At 37.7% G+C, this 13,023-nt stretch carries 9 protein-coding genes; 7 read left to right on the top strand and 2 right to left on the bottom strand.

The annotated features are described in order from the left end of the window. Nucleotides 1-40 precede the first annotated feature (40 nt). Entirely contained in the window at nt 41-787 is a 747-nt protein-coding gene (locus B3C16_RS01920; protein WP_291128202.1) for an electron transfer flavoprotein subunit beta/FixA family protein, read from the bottom strand. 211 nt (nt 788-998) lie between these two features. Here B3C16_RS01920 and B3C16_RS01915 point away from each other — a divergent pair, with 211 nt between their 5' ends. The 4 genes from B3C16_RS01915 to B3C16_RS01900 all read left to right on the top strand — a co-directional run bounded on the left by B3C16_RS01915 (nt 999) and on the right by B3C16_RS01900 (nt 6,273). Then, complete coding sequence (locus B3C16_RS01915) at nt 999-1,943, top strand: hypothetical protein (protein ID WP_291128199.1); 945 nt, start codon at nt 999-1,001, stop codon at nt 1,941-1,943. A 145-nt stretch (nt 1,944-2,088) separates the two neighbouring features. Continuing rightward, a complete protein-coding gene (locus B3C16_RS01910) occupies nt 2,089-3,066 on the top strand; it encodes a pyruvate dehydrogenase complex E1 component subunit beta (protein WP_121312649.1) in 978 nt (325 codons plus the stop codon). 122 nt (nt 3,067-3,188) lie between these two features. Further along, the gene (locus tag B3C16_RS01905; RefSeq protein ID WP_121312650.1) at nt 3,189-5,672 is read left to right on the top strand and encodes a DUF5686 and carboxypeptidase-like regulatory domain-containing protein; all 2,484 of its coding nucleotides are present in this window, start codon (nt 3,189-3,191) and stop codon (nt 5,670-5,672) included. Between the two features lies 1 nt (nt 5,673). After that, complete coding sequence (locus B3C16_RS01900; RefSeq protein ID WP_291128191.1) at nt 5,674-6,273, top strand: DNA-3-methyladenine glycosylase family protein; 600 nt, start codon at nt 5,674-5,676, stop codon at nt 6,271-6,273. Between the two features lie 2 nt (nt 6,274-6,275). Here B3C16_RS01900 and B3C16_RS01895 read toward each other — a convergent pair whose 3' ends face one another. After that, complete coding sequence (locus B3C16_RS01895) at nt 6,276-6,995, bottom strand: glycosyltransferase family 2 protein (RefSeq protein WP_291128188.1); 720 nt, start codon at nt 6,993-6,995, stop codon at nt 6,276-6,278. Nucleotides 6,996-7,161: 166 nt separating this feature from the next. Here B3C16_RS01895 and B3C16_RS01890 point away from each other — a divergent pair, with 166 nt between their 5' ends. The 3 genes from B3C16_RS01890 to B3C16_RS01880 all read left to right on the top strand — a co-directional run bounded on the left by B3C16_RS01890 (nt 7,162) and on the right by B3C16_RS01880 (nt 12,996). After that, on the top strand, nt 7,162-9,636 hold the full coding sequence (locus B3C16_RS01890) for a sodium-translocating pyrophosphatase (RefSeq protein ID WP_291128185.1): 2,475 nt from the start codon (nt 7,162-7,164) through the stop codon (nt 9,634-9,636). Between the two features lie 93 nt (nt 9,637-9,729). Next, entirely contained in the window at nt 9,730-12,000 is a 2,271-nt protein-coding gene (locus tag B3C16_RS01885) for a beta-N-acetylhexosaminidase (protein ID WP_291128181.1), read from the top strand. A gap of 3 nt (nt 12,001-12,003) precedes the next feature. Then, a complete protein-coding gene (locus tag B3C16_RS01880; protein WP_121312654.1) occupies nt 12,004-12,996 on the top strand; it encodes an isoaspartyl peptidase/L-asparaginase family protein in 993 nt (330 codons plus the stop codon). Nucleotides 12,997-13,023 lie beyond the last annotated feature (27 nt).

The raw sequence follows: 13,023 nt of genomic DNA, 5'->3' as shown, positions 1-13,023 counted from the left end.
TTAAGTTTAGAATTCGTAATTCGTAATTTTTAATTCGTAATTAAATTACTTTCGCTTCGTTGTGTAGTGCATTTACCAATCCGTCCAAATCGTCTGCAGCAAATAATTTCACGGCTGATTTTGGTGCCGGTTTTTCAAATTTTACTGCTTTGGTATTAACGTTTGCGCCAATGGGCTCTAAAACTGTCAATACTTTGGTTCTGGCAGTCATGATACCACGCATATTTGGAATTCGAAGGTCTTTTTCTTCTACTAATCCTTTTTGGCCACCAATCACTAAAGGTAAAGTTGCTGCAATGGTTTCTTTTCCACCGTCGATTTCGCGAGCTGCTTTGGCTGCGTTTCCGTCAATTTTCAGTTCGGTGCAAGAGTTTACAAAGTTGTAGTCTAACAAACCGGCTAACATTCCGGGAACCATTCCACCGTTGTAATCCAAAGATTCTTTTCCGCAGATTACTAAATTGTAACCGCCGTTTTTTACTACTTCGGCTAATTGCTTTGCAACAAAAAATCCGTCTGTAGGTGTTGCATTTACACGAATGGCTTCATTGGCACCGATGGCTAATGCTTTTCTTAGAGTTGGTTCAGTATCCGGTCCGCCAACATTGACAACCGTCACATTAGCGCCTTGTTGTTCTTGGAACCAGATGGCTCTGGTTAATCCGAACTCGTCATTGGGATTGATTACGAATTGAACACCATTGGTATCAAATTCAGAATCACCGTTAACGAAGTTGATTTTTGAAGTAGTATCAGGCACATGACTGATGCAAACTAATATTTTCATTGTTGTGTCTATTAAGTGAATTTTTCAAAGCGTAAAAGTATAAAATATATTTCTAATTTTTATATGCATGCATAATATTTTTTCAAATTTCAATCGTTTTCGTAGCTATGGTAAATGAATGGAGGAATGATTGAAAGTATTTTAGTCATGAAAAGCAACCTTTTCATAATTGTAAGTCTATAGAAGTATAACCTTTAAACTTAATCGCCTTATGAAAACAAAAAACTGTTGCCTAGTATTGTTTTTTTCTTTTTTCTTATTCTCTTGTAACGAGGAAGAAACTACTGTAGACCAAGAAAATCAAATCGCTATTTCGCATTATATTCAAAAGAATTACGATTTGTCCGGAAACGTCATAAGAACCATTGAGTATGAATTAGCGGAAAATAAAATAGTGAGTTCGGTATCGACTGTATTAGCAACATCACAAACCGCTAATTCAGTGTATGCTTACTCCAGTGGTAAACTCGCATCCATTTCAAATTATACCAATGCCAGCATGACTTCGCAGTCAAATTACTTATACAATTCTTCAGGTGATTTGATTGAAATGAGACAAAATTCCTTTGATGCTTCCAATCAAATTACAACCGTTCAAAAGCATACGTTTACGCATACTGCCGATACTATTTTTTCACAATGGAATCGAAGTACTGATGGAGGCGCAACGTATTCCACTATCGCCAATTTAAAAATAGTGTTGGACCAAAATAATAATCGCACTTTTTTTGAGGATCAAACGATTGCCAATGAAAATATCGATAGGGTTGTGAGTATTTATGATTCGAATAACAATCTTATTAACGAGCAATCTATTAATGTGTTTCCGGACGGAACAACTGCTGTATATCCTACGAATGTGTATACTTACACGAATCAAGTAAATCCGCTTGCGTTAGCCACAGAAGCAACTTATGGAAGAAAAACTTTTATGATGTTATCTCACTTACAGACCAATGCAATCAATAACATTAACGCAAGGAATTGCACTCCAAATAGTATGGAAACGTTTTCTACTGATTTAGGTGATGGAACAATAACTTTCGAAATTGAAAATACACCTTTTAATGTAAATTACACTAAAATCAGCGACTATAAAACCTTCAATTCCGGGAATCTTTTTACACGATTTAGTTTAGAGTACTTTTTTGAATAAAATGCTCTATTTTAAATTTACATCGTTTTCGTTAAAAACCGGCACTTTTTTTATCTTAACAAAGTATAAATTCCCGCCAAAAAATATTTTTATCGTTTTTAATTTTTACTTTTGCTTTCCAAAATAGATACAAAGTAATTTTCATATGAGAACTATACAATTTAGAGAAGCGATTGCCGAAGCAATGAGTGAAGAAATGCGTCGCGACGAATCAGTATATTTAATGGGTGAAGAAGTAGCCGAATACAATGGTGCTTACAAAGCTTCTAAAGGAATGTTAGACGAATTCGGGCCAAAAAGAGTAATCGATACACCTATTGCAGAACTTGGCTTTGCCGGAATTGCAGTTGGTTCTGCAATGAACGGTTGTCGTCCGATTGTAGAATACATGACTTTTAACTTCTCGTTAGTTGGAATTGACCAAATCATCAACAACGCAGCTAAAATGCGTCAAATGTCGGCCGGACAATTTCCTATGCCGATGGTATTCCGTGGTCCAACGGCTTCAGCCGGACAATTAGGTGCCACGCACTCACAAGCTTTTGAAAACTGGTTTGCCAACACTCCTGGATTGAAAGTGGTTGTTCCATCAACTGTTTATGATGCTAAAGGTTTGTTGAAAGCCGCCATTCGCGATAATGATCCGGTAATTTTTATGGAATCAGAGCAAATGTATGGTGACAAAGGTGAAGTGCCGGAAGAAGAATACACGATTCCATTAGGAGTAGCCGATATTAAAAGAGAAGGAACAGATGTAACGATTGTTTCTTTTGGTAAAATCATCAAAGAAGCATTTATTGCTGCTGACGAATTAGCCAAAGAAGGCATCTCTTGTGAAATCATCGACTTAAGAACGGTTCGTCCAATGGATTACGATGCGATTATCAATTCGGTTAAAAAAACAAATCGATTGGTAGTATTGGAAGAAGCTTGGCCATTTGCCAGTGTGGCTTCTGAAATTACGTATATGGTTCAGGAAAGAGCGTTCGATTATTTAGATGCGCCAATCCAAAGAATCACAACAGCAGACACACCGGCGCCTTATTCTCCGACCTTGTTAAAAGAATGGTTGCCAAATGCAGAAGATGTTATCAAAGCTGTAAAAAAAGTAACTTACAAATAGATTGTTAGATCTTTAGATTGTCAGAAAAAAATCTAAAATTCTAAGAAGTCTAAAAATCTAATAATCAAAATACTTATATTTGAAACTTCATCCGAATAAAAAGATGAAGTTTTTTTTTGCCAATGAAAAAGATATTTACGCTATTTGTTTTCCTTTTTGCTTTTGCAAATGGTCTTTCTGCTCAAACCAAAGTGAGCGGTATCGTTCTCGACAATACGAACCAGCCGGTTCCTTACGCCAACATTGTTTTTAAAGGCTCTCAAACCGGTGTAGTTTCCAATGAAGATGGAAGATTTTACATCGAATCTCCTGATAATTTCACGGCGATAATAGTTTCATTTGTTGGGTTTCCCGACAAAGAAGTGCCGTTACCCAAATTAGTAAACTATGACTTTAAGGTGATCCTTAAAGAAGGCAATGCTTTGAAAGAAGTCAAAATATTTGCCGGAAAAACTTCCAAAAAGAACAATCCTGCCTTAGATATTTTGCGAAAAATTTGGGAACGCAGAAGAAAAAACGGGTTAAAAATGTTCAAACAATACCAATTCGAAAAATATGAAAAGGTTGAGTTTGATATGAACACCATCGATAGCGCCTTTATGAAAAAGAAAATTTTCAAAGGAATGGAGTTTGTATTCAAAAATATTGATACTTCAAGCGTTACCGGGAAAACCTATTTGCCAATTTTCATCAACGAATCGATTTCAGATTTTTATGGCGATAATGAAACCAAGAAATCCAGAGAAGTTTTAAAAGCCAATAAAAATTCCGGTTTAGGCAATGGCGATGGCGTAAACATGTTTATCAAAGATTTGTACAATGATTTTGATATTTACGACAACTATTTGAATTTCTTCGATAAGAGTTTTACCAGTCCGTTATCGCGGACCGGAATTGACGTTTATAACTATGTTTTGACCGATACGGCTTTCATTGACAACAAATGGTGTTATAATATTGTATTTTATCCCAGACGTAAAAACGAACTGACTTTCAAAGGAGATTTTTGGGTAAATGATTCCACTTTTGCCATCAAAACCATCAATATGGCGGTAACCAAAAGTGCCAATATCAACTGGGTAAAAGATATTTATATCGAACAAGAATTTGAAGTATTGAACGATTCTGTTTTCTTGCCAACGCGAGATTATATGATGTCTGATTTTGCTTTGCGTAAAAAAGAAGAATCCAAAGGGGTTTACGGAAAGCGAACTACATTGTACAGAAACTTCAAATTCGATGAAAAGAAACCGGAGAAATTCTACAAAGAAGAAGTGAATTTTATTGACAATGAAGTGTACAGTAAAACCGATGAATTTTGGGAAGAAAATCGTTTTGAAAGGCTCAACAAAGATGAGGTCGCTATCTATAAAATGATCGACACTCTGAAAACCGTTAAACGTTTCAAACAGATGTACAATCTGGTTTCAATATTGGGAAGCGGATATATCCAATGGGGTAATTTTGATTACGGACCGATTTTTTCTACGGTAGGATTTAACGAAGTAGAAGGTTGGCGTTTAAGAACCGGCGGCCGAACTTATTTTGGGCCAAATGATCCTTGGCGTTTGCAAGGTTATACGGCTTACGGATTTGAAGATAACAAATTCAAATACGGCTTGTCAGGGAAATGGATGGTTGATAAGAAAAACCGAATCATCCTTTCCGGTGGTAATAGGCGAGATGTAGAACAGATTGGAGCGAGCTTAACCAGTACCAATGATGTTTTGGGTAGAAGTTATGCTTCTTCCGGATTGTTTACAACCGGTGCCAATGGAAAGCTGACCAATATCAATTTAAGTACTTTGGCTGCTGAAATTGAGCCGGTGAAAAACTTGACATTCCAACTCGGATTTTCCTACCGAACCTTGGAATCGGCTTCGGATACTTTTAGTTTGAATTATTTTACCGATGATACTTTTACTTCTACCGCAAGTGAAGTAAAACAATCCGAGATAAACCTTCAAGTAGAGTACACCCCTAAGCGAAAAACCATCGGTTATGGTGTCGAAAGACGTGAAGTAGATAGTCCATACAGTCGCTTTTTTATCAACTACAGTCAAGGATTTAAAGGGTTAATTGATAGTGATTTTGACTATCAAAAAGTGCAATTATATTACAAACAACCTGTTATTATTGGTCCTTTGGGTCGTTCCAATTTCACTATGGAATTAGGAAAAACTTTTGGTCAAATTCCACTTGGATTGATGAGTGTTGTGCCTGGGAACCAAACGTATTTTATCATACAAAATACTTTTAGTAACTTGAATTTTTACGAATTTGTAGCCGATGAATATGCGACTTTCCAATGGGAACACAACTTTAACGGTAAGATATTCTCCAGAATTCCGGCTTTGAGAAAATTAAATCTTCGCGAGATAGTTGGAGTAAGAGGTGTTTACGGAACAGTTTCCGATGAAAACAGAGCTATCAATGCTTCGGGATTAATCTACAAAGCACCCGAAAAACCTTACTGGGAATACAGCGCCGGTATTGGAAACATTTTCAAAGTTTTCCGTTTGGATTTTGCTTGGAGAGCCAATTATAGAGATTTACCGGATACCGATAATTTTACCATCAAAGGATCATTCGGGTTTTATTTCTAAAATGGAAGCAATAGCTTATTTGGTAGAGAATGATGAAGTTTTTCAAAAATTGCACCAACAATATGGTAATCCCTATATTCCATCGAGACCGGAAGGTTTTCAAACGTTGTGCAAACTTATTTTAGAACAACAGGTTTCTATTGAATCTGCTCGTGCTTGTTATGTGAAAATAGAAAATACTTTAGGCGATGTTGCTCCGAAAACCATAATTTCAACTTCGGAAGAAATACTTCGAAATTGTGGTGTCAGTCGGCAAAAGACGATTTATTTAAAAGCTTTGGCGGAAGCTATTTTAGACAAAACCTTAGTGTTAGAAACGCTTTCTCAAAAACAGCCGGACGAAGTCAGAAGTGAATTAATTAAAATTAAAGGCATCGGCAATTGGACGATTGATGTCTATCTAATGTTCTCGTTGCAATCGCCGGATATACTTCCGATAGGCGATATTGCGGTGGTCAATACCATTAAGGAATTGTATGGTTGTCAAGATAAAGAAGCGATGATTTTGTTGGCTGAAAATTGGAAACCTTACCGAAGTATGGCGACTTTCTTCCTTTGGCATCATTATTTGGTCAAGCGAAACCGCAAGTTTATCGTCTAGCTTTATTTGAAAATCCCGTACTTCAAAATACAATAAATGGCATGAAAACCGTCTCGCCAACTGATTTTTTTTCCTTCTTCAAAAGTCCTTCCGTAATAACTAATTCCAACTTCATAGATTCTGATTTTTGGAATACGAGCTACTTTTTGAGTTACTTCCGGTTCAAAACCAAATCGTTTTTCTTCGAGTGTAATCGATTTTAAAACATCGGCACGAAACATTTTATAGCAAGTTTCCATGTCGGTTAAGTTCAAATTGGAAAACATATTGCTCAAAAAAGTCAAAAATTTATTTCCTATACTGTGCCAAAAGAACAAAATGCGATGCGGTTTTCCACCCATAAAGCGACTGCCGTAAACCACATCGGCAACTTCATCGACTATAGGTTTTAAAAGGATGTTGTATTCTTGCGGATCGTATTCCAAATCGGCGTCTTGAATGATAATTACTTCTCCGGTGGCTTTTTCAATTCCGGTGTGTAATGCGGCGCCTTTCCCTTTGTTTTTGGAATGTTCCAAAAGAACAATGTTGAACTCAGGATAGGTTTGGATATAACTTTGAACGCTTTCAACTGTGTTATCCGTACTGCAATCATTAACAATAATGACTTCTTTTTCAATAGCATTAATCAGTGAAACTGCTTTTATCTTGTCCAATATTTTATAAATAGTTGGACCTTCGTTGTAGGCAGGAATTAAGATAGAAAGGGTTTTAATCGCCATTTGGATTTAAATATTTCTCAAAAATAGTTTTTTTGATTTAGTGAGCAATAATTTACTTTAAATACGTGTATATCAATTGAACTAATATTCCCGAATTATATTGTTTTTATTTGTTAAAGTTTTGTTACTTTTGCGACCGATAAAATTTATAACAAAAATTATATTTATGGAATCAATGATGATTTATGTGCCGATAGTGATGGCATTAATTGGATTAGCTTTTATGGCTATCAAAAGATCTTGGGTTTTAAAGCAAGATGCAGGTGATGGCAAAATGAAAGAGATATCAGATTATATTTATGAAGGTGCCTTGGCTTTTCTTAAAGCAGAATACAGATTATTGGCTGTTTTCGTAGTTATTGCCAGTGTTGTTTTAGCCGGAATTACTTTTATCCCGGGTGTTAAAACGCATATGTTAATTGTAATAGCCTTTATTTTCGGAGCTTTCTTTTCGGCATTAGCCGGAAATATGGGAATGAAAATCGCTACTAAAACTAACGTAAGAACGACTCAAGCTGCTCGTACAAGTTTGCCGCAAGCTTTGAAAGTTTCTTTTGGTGGTGGAACAGTAATGGGATTAGGAGTTGCCGGTTTAGCCGTTTTAGGTTTAACGGCCTTCTTTATAGTTTTCTTTCACTTCTTTATGAATGGTGTATGGACATCTACAGATGATATGACTATTGTTTTGGAAACATTAGCAGGTTTCTCTCTTGGAGCGGAATCTATCGCTTTGTTTGCTCGTGTTGGTGGCGGTATTTATACCAAAGCGGCTGACGTTGGTGCTGACTTAGTAGGTAAAGTTGAAGCTGGTATTCCTGAAGATGATCCAAGAAATCCTGCTACTATTGCAGATAACGTTGGTGACAACGTTGGTGACGTTGCCGGAATGGGTGCCGATTTATTCGGTTCTTATGTAGCAACGGTTTTAGCTGCTATGGTTTTAGGGAACTACGTAATCAAAGATATGGGCGGAAAAATCGAAGATGCTTTCGGTGGTATTGGTCCAATTTTATTGCCAATGGCCATTGCAGGTTTCGGAATCTTATTCTCTATCATCGGAACGATGTTAGTAAAAATATCAAGTGATGACGCTAAAGAAAAACAAGTTCAAGGTGCGTTAAACGTTGGAAACTGGGTTTCTATCATCTTAACCGCTATTTCATGTTATTTCTTGGTTGATTTCATGCTTCCTAAAGTAATGACCATGGAATTCTTCGGAGAAGGCGCACAACAAATCTCTTCAATGAGAGTATTCTACGCTACAATCGTTGGATTAGTAGTGGGTGGAGTTATCTCTTCTGTAACAGAATACTATACAGGTTTAGGGACAAAACCGGTTTTGGCTATTGTACAAAAATCTTCAACAGGTGCAGGAACTAACGTAATCGCTGGTTTAGCGACTGGTATGATTTCAACCTTCCCAACCGTATTATTATTCGCCGGTGCTATTTGGGCTTCTTATGCTTTTGCAGGTTTCTACGGTGTGGCTTTAGCGGCTTCAGCGATGATGGCTACAACGGCTATGCAGTTGGCAATCGACGCCTTCGGACCAATCTCTGACAATGCTGGTGGTATTGCTGAAATGAGTGAATTACCAAAAGAAGTTAGAACTAGAACAGACATCTTGGATTCAGTAGGTAACACTACTGCTGCAACAGGAAAAGGATTTGCTATCGCTTCTGCGGCGTTAACATCATTGGCTTTATTTGCGGCGTATGTGACTTTCACAGGAATTGATGGTATCAATATCTTCAAAGCGCCTGTATTAGCGATGTTATTCGTTGGAGGTATGATTCCGGTTGTGTTCTCTGCTTTGGCAATGAATTCGGTAGGTAAAGCTGCGATGGACATGGTATATGAAGTACGTCGTCAGTTTAAAGAAATTCCGGGTATCATGGAAGGTACAGGAAAACCTGAATATGGTAAATGTGTTGAGATTTCTACTAAAGCGGCTTTAAGAGAAATGATGTTGCCAGGTGTTTTAACTATAGGTTTCCCAATTGCAATTGTATTATTAGGTAAATTAGTTTATGCTGATAACAACCAATTAATCGCTGAAATGTTAGGTGGTTATATGGCCGGAGTTACTGTTTCTGGTGTACTTTGGGCTGTGTTCCAAAACAACGCCGGTGGTGCTTGGGATAATGCTAAAAAATCTTTCGAAGCGGGTGTTGAAATCAACGGAGAAATGACATATAAAGGTTCTGATGCTCACAAAGCGGCTGTAACCGGAGATACTGTGGGAGATCCATTCAAAGATACTTCTGGTCCATCAATGAACATCTTAATCAAATTAACTTGTTTGATTGGATTGGTAATCGCTCCAATCTTAGGAGGTCATGAAGCAGGTGCTGCAACAGAAAAAGTGGCTACTTGTTGTGTGGCTGAAGGAAAATGTACTTCAATGTCAAAAGAAGAATGTGAAGCTAAAGGTTGTACTAACGCTACCTGTGAGCACATGGCAGTAAAACAAGAAGTAACTGAAACAGTTTCAAATGAAATTTCTATTGAAAAAGTAAATGTTGATGGTAAAGTTAAAGCAACTGTAACCAAAACAGTTAATGGTACTGCTACAACCGAAACTTTCGAAGGAACTGATGCTGAAGTTTCAGCTAAAATTGAAGAATTTAAAAAGAAATAATTTTTCTTTTACTCAAAATACAAAAATGCCTCGCGAAAGTGAGGCATTTTTTTTGTCTTTTTGTTTAAATTAGCAAAGACAAACAAGACTTTCATGACTACTAAATTCACTTTCTTTTTACTGCTGTTTTTCAATATTGCCTTTTCGCAAAATTCATTGCCTTTGATTCCGCAACCAAAAACAATGCAAATTAAGGATGGCAATTTCAGCCTAAAAAAGGAAACCCTGATTGTGGCAGATGAAGACTCATTTGAAGCGCAATATTTGCAAAAAGCAATTCAACAACAAACAGGTTTACAATTAAAGATTGTTACAGCATCAAAAGCAGATTCTAAAATCATTTTGAAACAAATGCACCCTATTGATCCTTATTGGAGCAAGGAAAGATATAATATAAGTATTTCACCAAAAGAACTAATTATAACAGCTTCGTTTAACCAAGGTGCTTTTGCCGCAATCCAAACCTTACTTCAGTTAATCCCACTCGATAAAAAAGAAACTTTTGTTTTACCGTGTTTAAATATCCATGATGAACCCAAATACACTTGGCGCGGCATGCACCTCGATTGCGCCCGACATTTTTTCTCCGTAGATTTTGTCAAAAAGTATATCGATTATTTAGCGATGTACAAGTTCAACACCTTTCATTGGCACTTAACAGATGACCAAGGTTGGCGCATCGAAATCAAACAATATCCAAAACTCACTGAAGTTGGAGCTTGGCGAAACGGTTCTATGATTGGGCATTACAACGAACAAAGGTATGATGACAAACGCTATGGCGGTTTTTATACGCAAGACCAAATCAAAGAAGTCGTGGCTTATGCTCAACAACGTCACATTACAGTAGTTCCCGAAATCGAAATGCCCGGGCATGCCGTAGCCGCTTTGGCCGCTTATCCGCAATATTCGTGTACCGGCGGGCCATTTGAAGTAGGCAAACAATGGGGCGTTTTAGATGATGTGTTTTGTCCTAAAGAAGAAACGTTCACCTTTTTGGAAAACATTTTAACTGAAGTCATCGCTTTATTTCCATCCCAATATATTCACATTGGTGGCGATGAATGCCCGAAAATACGTTGGAAAAACTGTCCACATTGCCAAAACTTAATGAAAACGGAACGACTAAATGACGAACACGAACTACAAAGTTATTTTATCCAAAGAATTGAAAAATTTGTCAATGCCAAAGGGAGAAAAATTATTGGTTGGGACGAAATTCTAGAAGGCGGTCTGGCACCCAATGCTGCCGTAATGAGTTGGCGAGGTACTGAAGGCGGAATCGCAGCGACCAAAGAAAAACACTACGTTGTAATGTCGCCCGGTTCTCATTGCTATTTCGACCATTACCAAGGCGACCCTAAAAATGAACCGTTAGCTTTTGGCGGTTACACACCGGTCGAAAAAGTGTATTCGTTTAATCCTACGCCAAAGGAATTGTCAACCGAAGAAGCGAAATACATTCTTGGAGCGCAAGCCAATGTGTGGACAGAATATATTGAAACTCCCAAACATGTAGAATGCATGATTTTTCCCAGAATGATGGCGTTATCCGAAGTGCTTTGGGGAACCTCAAATCCGGAAAAGCATGCCGATTTTCAAAACCGCATGATTCAACATTTTTCTATTTTAGATAAAAAAGGAATCAATTATAGTAGAGCAATTTTTGAAGTTACAGCCGAAGTAATGCCTAAACCCGGCGGAAAAGGTGTTTTGTATTTATTGAAAACCAATCAATCGCCCATTGGGATTAACTATACAACCGATGGAGCTCAGCCGACAAATCAGTCTAAAGTATACAGTCAACCGTTGGAAATTGTCAAATCGCAAACTATTAAAGCGATTTATTTTGAAAAGGGTACTGCCAAAAGCAATATAACTGAACAACAATTCCACATTCATAAAGCCACAAGTTGTTTGGTTTCACTTCAAAATCAACCTAACGGGAATTACACCAAAGGCGGCGGATTTACTTTGGTGGACGGCATCAAAGGCGATAAAGCCAAATTTGGTCAACATTGGCTTGGGTTTTCCGGAACCGATTTAATAGCTACTATCGATTTAGGGAACAAACAAAAAATCAATCGTATGGAAATCGGACTATTGAGCAGTCCTTCGTCATGGATTTATTTCCCCAAAAAAATAACATTTTGGGTTTCGGAAGATCTGATGAAATTTGAGGAAGTTAAAACTTTTTCGTTAGAAGAAATTCAAAAATGCAACGGTCAAATCACCGTAGATTGCGATAAAAAAAATATTCAATTTGTGAAAGTTACAGTCGAAAACTTCGGTACAATTCCCGACGGTCAACCTGGAGCAGGAAATAAAGCGTGGCTTTTTGCAGATGAAATAACAGTAGAATAAGTCATGTCAAATCGAAGAAATTTTATCAAAACGGCCGCAGTCGGTTCAGTGGCTTTAGCTTTAAATTCTTTTACATCAAAAGAGGAAAATTCGGCAAAGCCAAAGGGCAAAATCAACAAGCCCATCGTCATTTCAACGTGGAATTTCGGCGTACAAGCCAATGGTGCTGCATGGGAAATTCTAAAAAATAACGGACGAGCTTTAGATGCAGTCGAAGCCGGTGTAAAAATTCCTGAAGCCGATCCCAAAGAAAGAAGCGTCGGCTACGGCGGAAGACCTGACCGAGACGGAAAAGTGACCCTCGATGCTTGTATTATGGACGAGTTTTCGAATATTGGTTCGGTAGCGGCTTTGGAACACATTAAGCATCCTATTTCTGTCGCACGTGCTGTGATGGAAAAAACGCCGCATGTGATGTTGGTAGGCGATGGTGCTTTGCAATTTGCGTTGTCGCAAGGATTCAAAAAAGAAAATCTCTTAGTTGAAGACTCCAAAAAAGAATGGAAGGAATGGCTCAAAACCAGTCAATACAAACCGATAGCCAATATTGAAAATCACGATACGATTGGCATGATTGCGTTAGACAGCCACGGTAATCTTTCAGGTGCATGCACAACGAGCGGAATGGCTTTTAAAATGCATGGTAGAGTTGGCGATTCACCAATAATCGGAGCCGGGTTGTATGTCGATAATGAAATTGGTGCAGCTACAGCAACCGGTCATGGCGAAGAAGTAATTCGTATCGCGGGCTGTCATTTGGTAGTCGAGTTGATGCGACAAGGAAAATCACCACGACAAGCTTGTGAAGAAGCAGTTTCGCGCATTGTAAAACTGACCAAAAACAGAAACAAAAACCTCAAAGACATTCAAGTAGGTTTCATCGCGCTCGACAAACAAGGGAATTACGGGGCCTATTGTATTCAAGGCGGATTTAATTATGCTGTCAATGACAATTCCGGAAACAAGTTGGTTGACGCTGACTACTTTTTAAAATAATTATCCTAATAAATCTGTTTTAATCCG

The sequence above is a fragment of the Flavobacterium sp. UBA7682 genome (assembly GCF_002482945.1).
In the GTDB taxonomy this organism is placed as follows: domain Bacteria; phylum Bacteroidota; class Bacteroidia; order Flavobacteriales; family Flavobacteriaceae; genus Flavobacterium.
The sequence above is the reverse complement of the archived record's forward strand: the minus strand, read 5'-3'. Positions and strand labels throughout refer to the sequence as shown.

Excerpts from the sequence above, each read along its gene's own strand:
- B3C16_RS01885 (WP_291128181.1), top strand. The coding sequence starts at position 9,730 with ATGACTACTAAATTCACTTTCTTTTTACTGCTGTTTTTCAATATTGCC.
- B3C16_RS01880 (WP_121312654.1), top strand. The coding sequence starts at position 12,004 with ATGTCAAATCGAAGAAATTTTATCAAAACGGCCGCAGTCGGTTCAGTG.
- B3C16_RS01915 (WP_291128199.1), top strand. The coding sequence starts at position 999 with ATGAAAACAAAAAACTGTTGCCTAGTATTGTTTTTTTCTTTTTTCTTA.
- B3C16_RS01890 (WP_291128185.1), top strand. The coding sequence starts at position 7,162 with ATGGAATCAATGATGATTTATGTGCCGATAGTGATGGCATTAATTGGA.
- B3C16_RS01900 (WP_291128191.1), top strand. The coding sequence starts at position 5,674 with ATGGAAGCAATAGCTTATTTGGTAGAGAATGATGAAGTTTTTCAAAAA.
- B3C16_RS01905 (WP_121312650.1), top strand. The coding sequence starts at position 3,189 with ATGAAAAAGATATTTACGCTATTTGTTTTCCTTTTTGCTTTTGCAAAT.
- B3C16_RS01895 (WP_291128188.1), bottom strand. The coding sequence starts at position 6,995 with ATGGCGATTAAAACCCTTTCTATCTTAATTCCTGCCTACAACGAAGGT.
- B3C16_RS01920 (WP_291128202.1), bottom strand. The coding sequence starts at position 787 with ATGAAAATATTAGTTTGCATCAGTCATGTGCCTGATACTACTTCAAAA.
- B3C16_RS01910 (WP_121312649.1), top strand. The coding sequence starts at position 2,089 with ATGAGAACTATACAATTTAGAGAAGCGATTGCCGAAGCAATGAGTGAA.